The sequence below is a fragment of the Paenibacillus sp. FSL L8-0435 genome, assembly GCF_037965655.1.
Classification (GTDB): domain Bacteria; phylum Bacillota; class Bacilli; order Paenibacillales; family Paenibacillaceae; genus Paenibacillus.
The window spans coordinates 3,041,773-3,057,351 of the sequence record NZ_CP150185.1 but is presented as its reverse complement, the minus strand read 5'-3'; the positions used below and the strand labels follow the sequence as shown (position 1 = coordinate 3,057,351).

Annotated in this window: 8 protein-coding genes; 2 read left to right on the top strand and 6 right to left on the bottom strand. The window is 44.3% G+C overall.

Annotated features, from left to right (window positions below):
- Positions 1 to 201 precede the first annotated feature (201 nt).
- Complete coding sequence (locus NST33_RS13370) at positions 202 to 1,122, bottom strand: NAD(P)/FAD-dependent oxidoreductase (RefSeq protein ID WP_339308688.1); 921 nt, start codon at positions 1,120 to 1,122, stop codon at positions 202 to 204.
- Positions 1,123 to 1,588: 466 nt separating this feature from the next.
- Between NST33_RS13370 and cyoE the strand changes: the two genes are divergently transcribed.
- Positions 1,589 to 2,518, top strand: a complete 930-nt coding sequence (gene cyoE / locus NST33_RS13365; RefSeq protein ID WP_036608378.1) for a heme o synthase — start codon at positions 1,589 to 1,591, stop codon at positions 2,516 to 2,518.
- Positions 2,519 to 2,635: 117 nt separating this feature from the next.
- Here cyoE and NST33_RS13360 read toward each other — a convergent pair whose 3' ends face one another.
- From NST33_RS13360 to NST33_RS13350, 3 genes are all read right to left on the bottom strand, one after another.
- Entirely contained in the window at positions 2,636 to 4,405 is a 1,770-nt protein-coding gene (locus NST33_RS13360) for an ABC transporter ATP-binding protein (RefSeq protein WP_339308212.1), read from the bottom strand.
- On the bottom strand, positions 4,402 to 6,147 hold the full coding sequence (locus NST33_RS13355) for an ABC transporter ATP-binding protein (protein WP_339184748.1): 1,746 nt from the start codon (positions 6,145 to 6,147) through the stop codon (positions 4,402 to 4,404). Before NST33_RS13355 ends, NST33_RS13360 begins: the two co-directional genes overlap by 4 nt.
- A 618-nt stretch (positions 6,148 to 6,765) precedes the next feature.
- Complete coding sequence (locus NST33_RS13350; protein WP_339184745.1) at positions 6,766 to 8,001, bottom strand: MFS transporter; 1,236 nt, start codon at positions 7,999 to 8,001, stop codon at positions 6,766 to 6,768.
- Positions 8,002 to 8,329: 328 nt separating this feature from the next.
- On the opposite strand from NST33_RS13350, the gene NST33_RS13345 reads away from it, so the two are divergent.
- Positions 8,330 to 10,096, top strand: a complete 1,767-nt coding sequence (locus tag NST33_RS13345) for an ABC transporter substrate-binding protein (protein ID WP_339308210.1) — start codon at positions 8,330 to 8,332, stop codon at positions 10,094 to 10,096.
- A gap of 78 nt (positions 10,097 to 10,174) precedes the next feature.
- Here the strand turns inward: NST33_RS13345 and NST33_RS13340 are convergent, their stop codons facing one another.
- Together NST33_RS13340 and NST33_RS13335 are read right to left on the bottom strand one after the other, a co-directional pair.
- A complete protein-coding gene (locus NST33_RS13340) occupies positions 10,175 to 12,802 on the bottom strand; it encodes a PAS domain S-box protein (protein WP_339308208.1) in 2,628 nt (875 codons plus the stop codon).
- A 270-nt stretch (positions 12,803 to 13,072) separates the two neighbouring features.
- Complete coding sequence (locus NST33_RS13335; protein WP_339308206.1) at positions 13,073 to 15,454, bottom strand: polyprenyl synthetase family protein; 2,382 nt, start codon at positions 15,452 to 15,454, stop codon at positions 13,073 to 13,075.
- Between the last annotated feature and the right edge of the window lie 125 nt (positions 15,455 to 15,579).

The window sequence follows — 15,579 nt, the reverse complement described above, 5'->3', positions numbered from 1 at the left end:
TTTTATAAATGATAGTAATATATATCATTTGATAATACAATAAACCATAATAAATTTAATATCAAATTTTCTTCCGGCTGGGAACTTTCACTTGAACCGTTCAACGTTTAAGTTGAATAACAACAAATAGAGGATTGCATATGCAATCCCCTACTGTATGAACCAATGACGCTTTGATTCTATGAAGCTTTTTAATTTATTCTAATGTTGACTTGGCTCATCCCAGTTCTCGAAATTCAATTCATTATTAATGCTTACCGCAGACAATGCCCCCAGAGACGCAGCCGTGATTGCCTGATATATCTCGGATGCTGCATCACCAGCACTATATACACCCGCTACAGATGTTTTGCCGGAAGCATCAACGATAACCGTTCCCAACTCTGAAATTTCACAACCGATGGCCTTTGGCAGTTCTGATCCGGTAAACAGTTTCGGTTGGAAGAAAACCCCTGTGCATGGAATCGCAGTACCGTCCTGTAGTACAACTTGCTGTACCATCCCTTCTTCAGAGTCAATGGATTGAATCGGTGCATCGAATACAGTAACATGATGCTGCTTCAGCTCTTCACGGTGCTCATCGGTTAAGGAATCTGATCCATTCGTACAGATCGTATAACGTTCTGTCCAGCCGGATATGACTTTTGCCATATGTAATGCGTTAACTCCATTAACGATGATGACCAGCGATTGGTCTCTTAACTCCCATCCATCACAATATGGACACACAAACGCACTTTTACCGTAAACCTCTGTTAATCCGTTAATATCCAAGGGAAGGTCTTTCTTACCTACCGCAAACAAAATCTTTTTCGTGCGATAACTTGCCCGTTGTGTAGTTTTAACTACAAAATCACCATCGCTACCTGTTATCGCTGTTGCTGTATCGGATGCAAATTGAACTGAAGGATACGCTGCAATCTGTTCTTTGGCAGCTTTCCGGAATTCACGTGGACTTGCCCCATCTCTTGTCACAAACCCATGAGTCTCCCTTGTAACCCAGTTACGCGGTGTCTCATCATCAATGACCACAACGTTCTTGCGGGCCCTGCCAAGTACTAGGGCTGCATTAAGCCCCGCTGGTCCTCCACCAATAATAAGTACATCCAAGAGTTGATCCATATTACTCATAATATTCACCCTTTCCAGATATTTAATATCTCTAATTTAGTTTTAAAAATAACCTCCGCTTTCTCTTAAGAAAGTAATATCGGAGATTTACAAGAACACACTCTAACAAAACAAAACCATTAAAGATATCTTATATCTACAATAAACAAAACCTAACCATTTTGCAACATATATCTTTAACTCCCTTCTTCAATCCAGCCTGTGTGAGTTGAATAAAAGATTATTTACACTTACACTACAATGACAGAGCAAACTTTGAATCACTGTTATACCGGATTTTTAGATTTTCTCCTGTAACACAGAAATAATTATTTAACAATTAAAAAAAACCTTGTTTTTAAATTGTTCACAATCAAATGACATTATTTTAAATACTAAAACGTTAATTAAATCACATAGTGTATTGAATGGTATAATAGCGACATAATATATAAGTATAGATATAGGAAGTGAGTTCTTGAAAACATTGAACAATGGTTCACAGACCAATATCAGCCTGGAGTATAGCTCGATTCCGAAAGTTTTCTTCGATACGATCAAAATCGGAATCATCAAGTCCAACCTGATCGCCATGTTTGCGGGTTTAAGTTTGGCTTTATATGTATTTGATGCTTCAATCTTAGCTAATATTGTACCAATCATCCTTTCCTTTATTGGGTCTTCTCTCATTATTGGAGCTGCAGGGGTGTTTAACAACTTGTATGATCGTGATATTGATGCGATCATGGAACGTACGAAGAAACGTCCTACCGTTACGGGACGCGTAGATACCAAGTCGGGTCTGATTCTCGGTATTGCAATCACCATCATCGGGGGCATCATGTTGTACATCGCTTCCCCATCCGCTGCTGTATTTGGTATTTTGGGTCTGTTGCTTTACGTGTTCCCTTACACGATGTGGACCAAACGTACAACGATCTACAACACGGAAGTGGGAAGTCTTTCGGGTGCTGTGCCTCCACTCATCGGTTGGGCAGCCATTTCACCTGAACTGGGTCATTTCGAGATCTGGGCATTGGTTGTTACGATGCTCTTATGGCAAATGCCTCACTTCTATGGGATTGCGATTCGCCGTTTTGACGAATACAAGGCTGCTGGTGTTCCCATGCTGCCCGTTGTTAAAGGCATCAGACGGACATACATTCAGACAAATGTGTATCTGGTACTGTTACTGATCTCCAGCTTTTTATTCTGGCCGATGAGTCCATTTGTCGCTATTGTGGCATTTCTGGTTAGCTTGGCCTGGCTCATTCTTAGTGTGGCTACCTTTGATAAGAAAGAAACAGAGAAATGGTCCAAACGGATGTTTATCTTCTCCATTAACCATATCACTATTATCTTCCTGGTCATCATTGCGTATTCCTTGATTGCTCAAATGATGAGATAAAAATATTACATCGTTACACTCGTTATAACAATAAAAAGCCTTACAGACCGTACTCTTCAATGAGTTGTCTGTAAGGCTTTTTTTTGCTTTCTTATTATCTTTTCTAAATTTTCAAAGCTACCCGACTTTCGCGGGGGTTTGCTCCCCTTGCCACAGCAGCTGCATCTCTTCATTGGTGGCAAGCAATTCGGCCAAACTTCCCTCAGCTTCAATGCGTCCATCTTTCATCACGATAATGTGATCTGCTTTGGAAAGTGCTGCCCTGCGGTGAGAAACTGCGATGCAGGTGACATCCGGCTCTTGGAACAGCCCTTCCCATACTTGTTGTTCTGTCTCCACATCCAGTGCACTGGACAGGTCATCAAAGATAAAGAGGTCCGCCTCCGTCATTAACATGCGTCCTGTGGCCGCGCGCTGAATCTGCCCGCCTGACAGCATCACCCCTCTTGGACCAACCGGGGTCTCAAGCCCCTGATCCAGATGTTTGATATCCTTCTCCATCACAGCCAGACGAATGGCTTTTTCAAGGACTTGCTCAGTGTTCCCCTGTTTGCCCTGGACGATATTTTCTTTCAACGTATCACTAAACAGTCTTGGCACTTGCGGGGTATACGCAGCTCTAGGCGGCATCAGGAACGTGGCTGGATCAACAGCTGCTCCATTCCAGTGAATGTCCCCTTTTTGCTTGGGTAACAGTCCAAGAAGTGTGCGTACAAGTGTTGATTTACCTGACCCGATCCTTCCCGTAATAACAAGAAATTGTCCACGTTTCAGACGGAAACTGATCTCTTCTATGCCATTTGCAGAATTCGGATATTGATAAGTCAGCTTATTCACCTCAAGAGATTGCAACTTCTCCTTAGGGTCCCTCTGTTCACTTACAAGCTCCGGCGGATCTTCATACAGATAGATTTCCCTCGAATCCATGATCTGGTCTTCTTCCCCCGGGCGGAATAGCTTACGCATACGATCATAGGATACCTTGAGCCTTTTGTGCTGAAACACCATATAACCAAACAGTGAGATGCTAAATCCGATATTGGCCAGATAACTGGTGAATAAGGCAAAATCACCTACGCTAAAGTTCCCTGCTTTCATCTCAGCTGCACACATCAGTAGAATCAATCCGGTACAGATACTTAGAACATGCTGATTCATCGATCTCATCCACTGCTTGAACAGATTGTCTCGAAGTGCAGCCTGGCGACGATCTTCATTCAACTGGTTGAAACGTGAAGAGACATGCTCTTCGGCCTGACCCAGTTTCAGGGCTTGCACTGCTCCAAACGTTTCCGCAATAAAACTGGTAATTCGCCCAGTCGCTTCACGATTAACCTGTGCATACTTCCGAGCCCGATTCCCGGACAGGTTGTTGAGTAAGGTCACGACCACCAATGGCAGCACAGCAACCAATGTGATCTGCCAATTAATGTTCGCCATAATGACGATGGACACAACAGCAAATACAAGTCGTCCCCAGAAGTCCACCCATGATTCTACATACTCGACGACTTCATCGACATCATCCCGAAAGCGACTCATCGCCTCTCCTGGTGAAGCCGGAAGATTACGCCCAGGCCAGCGCATGATCGCTGCGAGCATGTTGGTTCGCAAAATCGCCTGAACATGATACAGATACGTAACCCATGCATAGAAGGCTACAAAAAATGTGCCCACCCGTGCCATTCGGACCAAAGCAATAAAGATAAGCGGCACAGCAAGCCACATGTAGTCATTGGACCCCACTGTTGTGCGATCAAAAAACCATTGCATTCCAATACCAATGGCTAGCGGTAAGGAGTGAAATATACACCATAACAATCCATTGATTACAAATAACAAAGGCCTGAATCGAAACAAACGGCCTATAAATCCTGCTACAGTCATGCCAATTCCTCCTCTCGGCCTGTAATCAGCAGTCTGGCATAGTGAGATGCCGGGTTACTGGCAAGTTCTTCTCTCGCTCCAAATTCCAGTACCTTCCCATCACCTAGCACCATAATCCGGTCCACTTTCTCCAGCGTAGCCAGTCTGTGAGCAATGATGACTCCTGTGGATTGTTTCATTAACTGGTCAATTGCAGATTGCAGCATACTTTCGGTCGCAGCATCCAGACGTGACGAAGGCTCATCCAGAATAACCAGACTCGGTTCGGTCAGGAATACGCGGGTTAAGGCAAATAACTGTGCTTCCCCTGCGGACAATGAAGCCCCACCTGCTGCCAGATACGTATCAAGCCCTTCTGGTTGTGAATTAATCCATTGGCTAAGTCCAAGGCGATCCGTCGTCTCCTTGATCATCTGATCCGATACATCCTCATTGAACAGGGTCAGATTGTCACGCAGCGTGCCATCAAACAATTGCACGTCCTGTGTCACCATGCCAACGCGGCGATAAAGCGCTTGTAATGAAAGCTTTGTGATATCCGTTCCACCTACACGGATCGTGCCCCGATCCAGATTATACAGCCGGAGAAGAACACGACTAAGACTCGATTTGCCGCTACCTGTGCGACCGATGATTCCCAGACGTTCACCAGGCTTAATAGCAAAATTAATGTCCTGCAATACCGGTTTATCCTGGTTATAACTGAAGTGCACCTGACTGAATTCCAATCCAAGCGGTCCTTCCGGCAATTGCTCCTCTGTGCCCTCTTCAATCACACTATACATAGACAACAGCTCTCTGGAGCGCAGCATGCCTGATTTTGCTTTTTGAAACTCCTGTACCTGATCTCCAAGCATCTCAATCGGATCATTCAGCATCTGTGTATATTGGTAGATCAGAAATAATGTTCCGATACTAATTAGACCTTCCATATAATAATGCACACCCAGCAAAAGCACCGCAGTGACCGCCAGAGCAAACAAAACTACAGTGGTATTCCACGGAATAACCCGCAGCAGCCAGGCTTTTCTTCCCTTACGGAATACCGTGCGCATTGTGCGGTAAAAACGGTTCATCACATACGGCACATGACCATTTGCTTGCACATCTTCAATCCCGGCAATGCGTTCTTCAATTAATCCGAACAGGGAAGCACTGGCCGCCCGCTCATTTTTGGAAGAGTCAACTCCCAGATTCCGTATGAACACCATGAACAGGATCGATAACAATGTAAACACGGTCATAACCAAAGCAATGGGCACATTGACACTGAACATGAAACCGAGAATTCCGGCCAGCAGTACAAAACTCCCGATCACTTGCACAATGAACATCGCGAAAAAATTGGAGATACTCGTTACATCACCATCCACACGTTCAATCATCTCTCCAGGTGTTTTCACATTATGAAAACGCATATCAAGACGCAGGCAGTGCTTCAGCAGATCTCCGCGCAGTTGATTCGTGGCCCGCCAGGCCACGTCGTTCCCCAAATAACTGACCGCTACCGTGATGAGTTGATTAAACACGGCAACAACCAGAAATATTCCTGCGAGCTGAACAAGATTGGTGAGGACTCCCCCACTTGCTGCTGTATCGATAAAACGTTTGATAATCTGTGGATTCAAGAGCTGAAGCCCCGTTGATGTGAGCAACATGATTAAAAGTAAGGCCAGCCGTCCTTTAACTGGTTTTAGATAACGCAGCAGCCATGACATGGAGATTTTCTCTGTTTTGGGCACAGGTCCCACCTCTTTATCGGTTTATTTATATCAAATGAAATAAAGAACATTACACTGTAACTATGATGACAGAATAACCTTTCGATCGCAGTTACCCCCACTAGGATGAGTCATACATAATGACATTAAAATCGGGATTTCCCGCCCATAATTGATATGTAGAACATATATTGACCATTGTACATTCTCCTTTTTAACAAGTTAGTTTTTTATAAAATAACGCTCCAAACGCTCCTTTCCATGTGAACGAATTGGGTGGAATGCATGCAAAAAAGCCATAGATGAACTAATGTTCATCTACAGCTTGTAGCCAAAAGAGATCGAATGAAATGCAAAACATTTCCCATATCTCCTCTGCATCGCAATAATGATGAGCGTCCACGACAGAGGTGCACAAACATGACTGTCCCAACGCGATCATTGCAAAAAAATTGGATTAATGTCACTATGCTCATGCGTATTCAGTTATCGATTCGAAATTTGTATAGGCATAAACATAATCATCATCCCACCCGTTTCACATATTTGTTGTTTATTGTATTCGCTGGACTAACATCCGTCAAGATAATTTTAACTGAATTGTTATTTAATTCATGTCATTAATCTTTTCTATTCTCGCTACATACTTACTGATGTGGACTCGGTTTGCTTCTCTCTAACAACAAGACGTCTATGTGCGATCAGAAGAAAAGGTACTCCCAGGGCAGTCGTCAGTGCAATCGGTAGAAAGACAGCGAGCCCATTCTCCGCTCCAAATTGACTTAATAACACCCCTCCCATGACAGGAGCAATGACACTACCGATATTATTGAATCCGATGGTACCGAAATACGTCCCTTTCCATTCCGGCTTCGCAATCCGGTCAATGAGCATATCCATCATGGTGAACAACAACACTTCCCCAATGGTAAATAGTATGACACTCATCATCATCATGAGTACACCTTCAGCGATTCCAACCATCATCAGACTGGTTGCCACCAGCAGGTTACCCACAATCAGAGGGACAAGCGGTGGGAAGTTTCGGAAGGTTCGCACAAGAGGATACTGAATAATCAGTACCGTCACGGCATTCAGGGAAAGCATGTACGAGAACATCTGACTTCCATTCTCAAAGATCGGACTCCTTGCCAAGTACTGTGCCAACGTGGAACTGAAATGCCCATAACCCAGCACACAAAATGTGGTACCGATTAATACCGGCAGAAATACCCGGTCGCGACCAGTGGTCATGAGTGCTTCACGCAAACGTGGGGCGGTAGCCTGGTGACGCTCCGGCAGATTGGCATGCTGTAGCTTGAATTGCAGAAATAATACAAGTCCATAGGCTATGTATACCAAGCCGGAGATCACAAACGGAAACGTCGATTCAGATGATCCCAGCTGAAATCCGATAATTGGCCCAAACACCACACCGAGATTAATTGCAGCATATCTGAGGTTGAACACCAGCAATTTGTTCTCCGGTGAAGTAATATCCGATAACAGTGCTCTGGAGGTCGGCTCAAATACTGCACGGCATAATCCGTTTAACGTATTGGCAACAAAGAACACCCATAGATGCTCTGCTGCTGAAAAGATAAAAAACACACCTGCCCAGCTAAATACCGAGATTAACATCACAATTTTGCGACCGATCCGGTCCGAAATATAACCTCCATAAAAGCTGACCATGACACCTGCCAGCGAGCTAACGGCCACAGTAATACCGGTCTGGGTTGGTGTAGCATCTAGCACACGTGTCAGATAGATGGATAGAAACGGGATACTCATTGACGTCACAAGACGTCCAAACATGGTTCCGATAATGATCGTCCATGCCAAGGGGTGAATTTGTCTTAAATATTGCTTCATGCGAACTTCTCCTATTCTTTCTAAGTGCTCCAATGCGGGGTGATTTAACAACCTCTTCTAATGCGTGTTCAAAAAGTTCGGTTTTCAGTACCGAGAAGATGGGATGAAGCTAGAAATGGAGTAGCGGAGCGTAGGCAAAACTACGTGAGCAACGGACATTTCGGCTGAATTCCATATTCGATGCTGATGATGCCGATAGGCATCCTTCGTAATCAAAAGCGGACTTTTTGAACTACATCTTCTAATGTATAATTGTAAGGATAAAAGGGGGAAGTAAAAGTGTAAACATATGATCACACTTTTCACCTTTAATAGAGGAGTCATGACCATGGATACCCTGCATACACACTTTATAAGGCTCGCCGGGGCGGAACAACTTTCATTCAAACTTCATGAACCTGTAGCGGTAACGATTGATAGCCTGTCCGCTGCCTTGTGCTGCACCCCTCGTAATGTGAAATTCATTCTTAGAAAATTGGAGGAACAAGGCTTTATCCATTGGCAGGCCGGGCGTGGTCGTGGACATCATTCGGCGTTAACGATGCTGCGTAGCATGAATGAAGCGCTGGAAGCGAGTTTTACCGAACTTTTAGGTAAAGGCAAAATGAAAAATGCTATTGAACTCATCGGAACTGTTCAGGTGGATGATACATTGCGAGAACAGCTCATGCTCTCCCTCCATCAACAGATGGGATTTCATAGCCACGATGAAACTGCCTCTGGTCAGGATATTCTGCGCATCATGAGGTCACGCCAGTTAGGTGATTTGGACCCAGCCTTTGTGTATACTGCATTTGAAACCTACCTATTAAGCCAGGTCTGTAATACGTTGATCACTTATGATGCCAAGACAGAATCATTCCTGCCAGCACTGGCTCACATGTGGGAGTGCAGCGAGGACCATCGCTTATGGACCTTCTATCTCCGAAAAGGTGTGCGTTTCCACAACGGCCGTGTCATGACGTCCCGGGATGTGCAAGCGACGTTGCAACGATTGATTGATGTACATAGTCCGTCCATCTGGTTATATCGGGATATTGAACGTGCGGAAGTAGCTGGTGATTACTGCATCAAGTTTGTTCTACATCGTCCTAATCGATTCTTCTTGCATCTGTTCAGTTGTATTCGGATGACAATCCTGCCCTACGATTACAATGTAGCCAATACATTGATAGGTACCGGTCCTTTTCAGATCTCTGAGCTGAATGAGGATGTGCTGGAGCTTACTGCTTTTGATGCTTACTACGGCATCCGGCCACATCTGGATCAAGTCCATTTCTGGTTTGTGCCTGACCTGAGTCCGAATGATCGCTATTATGAGCTACCGGGGACAGATCGATTGAGTCTCGCAACAGGCTGTGATCAGACGAACAGTATCAATTATCCGGCGCTGGGTTGTCAGTATATGCTGTTCAATTTTCACAAGGAAGGCATCCATCATCATCCCTTATTTCGACAAGCCCTGCGTATCGTCTATGATGCGGTCGCGCTTGTCCGAGATCTCGGCGGGAATCGGATCACACCAGCCAGCAGCTTTCTGCCGTGGAAAAGTGCAGCCCAAGACTGGACCGTTGCCTCTCTTGAGCATGCTCGTGAATTGCTGCATAACTGTGGGTACCAGGGTGAGACGGTAACATTATCGTATAAACATAATAAGGATGCAGAAGTTGCGGAGTGGTTCCAGTGTCGGGCAGAGTCCATCGGTCTGAACATCAGCATGCAGGCCGTTGTGGATTATTTCAACTCTGAGGAAACCACAAACGCGCAATTGATCCTCGCTGAAGAGATCCTGGAGGAAGATTGGCAGTACGGCATGATTCACTTTTTCAAAAACCTGTCCAACCATTTTCATATGTGTATGTCTCCTGCATTCCAGTCTCAATTGGATGACAAACTGGATCATTTCGCAACACTTCATCGGGCAGACCGTACTGCGCTCCTGGATGAAGCTGAAGCCTTGCTACGTGATCACTGTTGGATCTTGCATGGCTGTCACATGAACAAGCAGGCCGAACTGGATCAGAGCATCTTCGGCATGCAGGTAGCAGAATTCGGTTATCTGGACATCTCCAAATTGTGGATCAAAAATCCTTAGAGATTTGTGCATAAAAAAAGCTGCTAGCCTATTTATATAAGCTAGCAGCTTTTTGCTCATGAATCCATTTTAGCGCGCTCAGAGGTTATTTTTGATGTAATAGGTCTCCAATGCTTGCATAATGGACTCAATTTTTATCGGTTTGCTGACATACGCATCCATGCCTGCCTTCAAGCAGTTTTCCATGTCTCCTCTTACGGCATTTGCAGTCACCGCAATAATATATGGACAATCCTCAGAGGACTTTAATTCTTTAATCATTTTTGTCGCTTCGAATCCATCCAGTCTTGGCATATGCACATCCATGAAGACAATATCGTATGCATTGTGTTTGACCGCCTCAACCGCCTCAACACCGTCCACGACATGATCCACAACATGTCCTTTTTTCTCGATTATTCTGCTAAGGACGAGTTGGTTCACTTCATTGTCTTCTGCAATTAAAATCCGCAAAGCGGATGTTCTGTTCTTTTTCTGTTGTTGATCTAACCTGTTGCCCTCTTCACCGTTCGTTAATTTAAAGCGTGCAGTAAATACAAATATTGTACCCGGTTCATCCGATTCCTCGATCCAGATATCTCCCTGCATAAGCTCCACCAATTTTTTGCTAATGGCAAGGCCAAGACCCGTGCCCTGAGGTTTGCGAGTCATGAAATTCTCCAGTTGGTAGAATGGCTCAAATAATTGTTGTTTTCTCTCAACCGGAATCCCAATACCCGAATCCTTCACTTTAAAATAAAGCTGTACGGTATTGCCACACTTCTCCTTAATACCAACGTCAATTTCAACGCCGCCCTCTGAAGTGAACTTAACCGCGTTGCCAATGATATTGGTAAGTACCTGTTTAAGACGGTAAGCATCACCATACACAGGAGTCGGAATGGCGTCATCTACGCACATACGAACATCCAACTTCTTGTCGCGAGCCAGTGGTTTTACGATTTGCACGGTCTCTGTGACGATTTCTGCGAGATCAAAAGGATCATCTACCAAATCGGTTTTGCCTGACTCAATTTTGGAAAAATCAAGAATATCATTAATGATGGCGAGTAAGGAATCTCCGCTCTTCTGGATGATTTCGATATATTCCTTCTGTTCCCCGCTAAGACCAGGGGTATCCAGAAGCAAATCCGTCATCCCAATTACACCGTTCATTGGTGTACGAATTTCATGACTCATCATCGCAAGAAACTCACTTTTGGCCTTATTCATTCTCTCGGCTGTCTCTTTGGCAACTAGCAGCTTCTTCTGCTCCGTAATATCCTTTGCAATCAAGTAGTACCCGACATTAGAGTTATTAATAATGATCGGAGCAAGCGTAGCCAAGACTTCTGTCTCGGTTCCATCCGTATGACGAACAGCATTGATTTCCTTTTCAGCCAACTCATTATTACTGCGCAGGATCAGACCGAGATTACTCGCTCCAATAAATCTGCTTATGCTTGTATCGATCATTTCAGCCACGGGACAACCCGTCAGTTTCACCGCTACTGGATTCGCATTCATAATATTACCATCCATGTTAAACGAGATAATGGCGTCATGATTATATTTCTTAAGTGAAGTGTATCGCTCCACAGATTCCTGCAATTTAAATTCAATACGTTTACGTTCAGTGATATCCTGTAGTGTTCCGTTCAGCTGAACTGGTTGCTGATATTCATCGAGCGTGATCAGCCCGCGTAAGTGAAGATACTTCTCACTTCCATCAGAGCTACTGTGCTTGTATTCAAAATCAAGCGGTTTTCCTTGTTTTACCCATTCCATTTGTTCTTGTAAAGAAGCTATGTCTGCAGCATTCATAACTTTAAAAACATCATTTGCACAGTATGATTTACGGGTGCGCTCAAGCTCAAAAATCTCAAAAATCTGATCGGAAAGCGCGATCTGGTCTTTGACCATATCCCACTCCCAACTGCCAATTAAAGCGATACGTTCAGCCTCTGCACTGATGTCTTTATGTTTTTTTCGTTCGGATACATCTCGTCCAATCGAAAGAATCTGCTGTCCATGCTCAGCATCACCAAAGACCTTGTATGTGGTCTCGAACCACAGATAATGTCCCTCTTTATGACGGACCCTGATATTCAACAGATTTCCTTTAGTCAAGTCCATCTGTGAGATCCGTTCCACATCTTGTGGGTGGAAATATGCATCATTATTTTGACCAATTACTTCTTCTGGCGAATAACCCAACAAACGTTGGACTGAGGGAGAGCAGAATCGACAAACGCCCTCCTGATCTGCAATATAGATGATCTCCTGAGCATGATCTGTAATAAGTTTGAACATCTCTTCACTATGCAGAAGTTTTTGTTCAGACATTTTGCGGTCAGTTATGTCAACAATATGGCAAATGAAGTAAAGAGGTTCATCCGTAATTTCGCTACGAACTAATGAAACATGCAACGAAATCCATAAGACGTTACCATTTTTATGGATATAACGCTTTTCATATTGATACTCTTTCGATTTACCTTCGAATAGCTCGCAATTATAGATCACATCTTGTGGTGAATCATCCGGATGCGTAATATCCTGGTAGGTGAGCTTCGTTAATTCCTCATACGTATAACCCAGCATACAGCAAAATGCGGGATTCACTTTTCTCCATTCTCCTGTCGGAGCAACGAGTGCAATTCCAATAGGTGCTTGGTTGTATATCTGCTCGAACAATTCGTGATGGTCGACCTTTTGAACCTGCATTGTAAACTCTCCTTTTGGCATATAAACTCATGTTATAAATAGTCGAAAGTTAATTTTAATTGGAAGGAAGTTGTTCCACAAAGGATCGGTTTGTTTTAAAACCACAATACCAGCTTAGTACCCAAAAATTGAGTTATTGAAACATATCTTTTCAAAAGTTTGGTGTCTACAAAGTCAAACAAGGCCTGAAATCCATCCAATGGAATCCCGACCTTTGTCATTATATATCATAATAAGTCATATGCAACACGGAATCGTTAGTAAAACGGGTTAGCGCTCGCGACCAATAAGATAATCCAATAAATGTCTCAGGAAGGGAATAGGTTTCGGCATCTCGTTCAATGCATCTGTAGCAAGACAATAATGCTCCCACATCGCTTTCTTCGCGCCTTCATCACCCAGAATAGACACAAAGGTTGAATTGTTGTTCCGCTCATCCTGACCTGCAGGTTTCCCAAGAATGAGGTGATTTCCCTCGAAATCCAGCAAGTCGTCCTTGATCTGGAAGGCGATCCCTGCATGATAAGCGAACTTTTTCAGCGCAGCCATCTCCGGTTCCTTCACTTGGGCAAGTATCGCTGGCATAACCAGGGCAGCTTCGAAGGCAATGCCAGTTTTGTAAAAACAGATCATGTTCAACTGCTCCAGCGTCAATGCCTTGCCTTTGGAGTTCAGATCCATCGCCTGCCCCATACACATATCCTCTGCTTTTTCAGCTGAATATTGAATGAGCGTGAGCACGGTGGCCGCATCAAAGCGATTCAATGAGGATTGCTCACCAATTGCCTTCTGAATGAGAAACAGACCCGTGAGCTCCGCTGTGGCGCTATTGTGTACCTGATGCAGCGTGGATCGTCCACGTCTTGTCGAAGCATTATCCTGGGTGGGCAGATCATCAAAGATCAGGGAAGCAGTATGCATGTACTCCAGCGACCTAAGCAGTGGAACGATGGAGGCTTCAGGTAAACCATACTCGCGCACACCCATAACCCAAGTTAATATCGGACGTAGTCTTTTTCCGTCGCCCTGCAAGCTGTAATTGGCCGCATCGATCAGCGTTTCTTTCATCTCATGAAGTCCACCTGGCTTGGCTATCTGCAACTCCACATTAATCTGTTCGCGAACCGTTCGAATGGTCTGTTTGAACTCCTCTTTCTCCTGCTTGTCATTTCTCAATTGAAGCACGACCTGATCCCGTAACAATTTATCGAGGAAATCAACGTCATCCGCTTTTCGCACCATCTGTTGAACCAGTTGATTGAATTCAGGCTGCCCAGAGGCAAAGATCGTCATCACTTCATCATATTTTTGCTGCCCCAACCGTTCTTTACAACGCTTCAGCCCGTTGATGGCACGATCCAGTATAACCTCACGGGTCTTGGCATCCGAGTTGTAAACATCATGGATTAGATGTGAGATGACTGCCCAGTACAATTCATAAGGATTGATCAAGTCGGGACGCAAATCTCGATACTTCAAATAGTACGTATATGGAGTTACTGCCCCTTCTTCCATATCGTCAAACATATCGGCAAAATCATCTGCCAACTGATTATATATTCCGTAATAGAACGTCCGCAGATCAAATCCCTCATCCTCCGGCGCACTGAGAACAGACCGGACGATTAATCGGGAAGAAGAAGATTTGATAATAATCGGAATGTACAATTCTTCATTCGTATAATTCGCATTGGCTAATTTCTTGTTGTGATCGATCTCCTGAGACTGAAAGAACACATAGGATTGCTCTAAGAACGTGCGCTGTTTCTCTGGATGCTGATAGTCCTTAATGTACTCAAATGCTTCCCGAAGCTCGGAATGTACATATTCGATCACTTCCAGATTGCTGCCTTTCCACTCCCCCAGATCAGGTACGACCCCGGTAAGAAGTGCATCGCGTATCATCTGGGAATATTGTTCTTTTTCTTGAACAGTCAAAGCTTGAGAATCCAGCAGATCATCCACAAATGGATACGTCAAACCGTAAGAATAACCAAGTCGAATCGCCGCATCAAATCTCCGGGCCCGTTCTTCTGGTGGTGTCTGCTCGTTCATCTCATCGTCCACATGAAGGACCACACCCAGAATGATCTTAATGAGCTTCCGTTGCGCCTGCTCTGCATCCAGCTCCTTCGGGATGTTGGATGCTACATTCTTTAATTTGTTCATCACCCAGATGACAGCCGTTTCAATGTGCTCCTTCTGTCCCCAGCGGTACAACGCAGCCAGACTGATATAATCAGGCTGTCCTTTGCGCCCAGTAGCGGAGCCCATAAAGTATTTTTTGGTATTCTGGACAACGTGCTGAATTCGGGCCTGCGTACTCGGAGAATCAAGGGCTTGCCCCAGATCCCGCATATAAACATAGGAGATACTCCGATCCAGGTAATCATCCAGCTTCCCAGTAGTATTCAGCCAGTGGATATATCTATGAACATCCCGGGGATCCGGTTTTCTTTTGCTAGGTGATAAAAAAGAAAGCCAGGCAAAACGATGAATATGTTTTTTTTGCCATACATGAATATCTTGGGTAAGTGCTGTCGTATACGTATTATTCATAAGTTGCTGCCTAAGAGAAGTGAAATACTGAGATGCTTTCTGCTCAGCTAGCCGATATCCTGCATCAGCCTGTTCTGTAAGTACGTTATTCATAGGGTGGATACCTCAAATTCTATTAATGTTAAACATGTATCCATGAAAGGAGATGAGGTGCTCCATGGACGAAAACTGAACTCATTTGATCGTGTATCCAACGCTTCAGCTCATGTTCATAACCT

Excerpts from the sequence above, each read along its gene's own strand:
- NST33_RS13370 (WP_339308688.1), bottom strand. The coding sequence starts at position 1,122 with ATGGATCAACTCTTGGATGTACTTATTATTGGTGGAGGACCAGCGGGG.
- NST33_RS13360 (WP_339308212.1), bottom strand. The coding sequence starts at position 4,405 with ATGACTGTAGCAGGATTTATAGGCCGTTTGTTTCGATTCAGGCCTTTG.
- NST33_RS13350 (WP_339184745.1), bottom strand. The coding sequence starts at position 8,001 with ATGAAGCAATATTTAAGACAAATTCACCCCTTGGCATGGACGATCATT.
- NST33_RS13345 (WP_339308210.1), top strand. The coding sequence starts at position 8,330 with ATGGATACCCTGCATACACACTTTATAAGGCTCGCCGGGGCGGAACAA.
- NST33_RS13340 (WP_339308208.1), bottom strand. The coding sequence starts at position 12,802 with ATGCAGGTTCAAAAGGTCGACCATCACGAATTGTTCGAGCAGATATAC.
- NST33_RS13335 (WP_339308206.1), bottom strand. The coding sequence starts at position 15,454 with ATGAATAACGTACTTACAGAACAGGCTGATGCAGGATATCGGCTAGCT.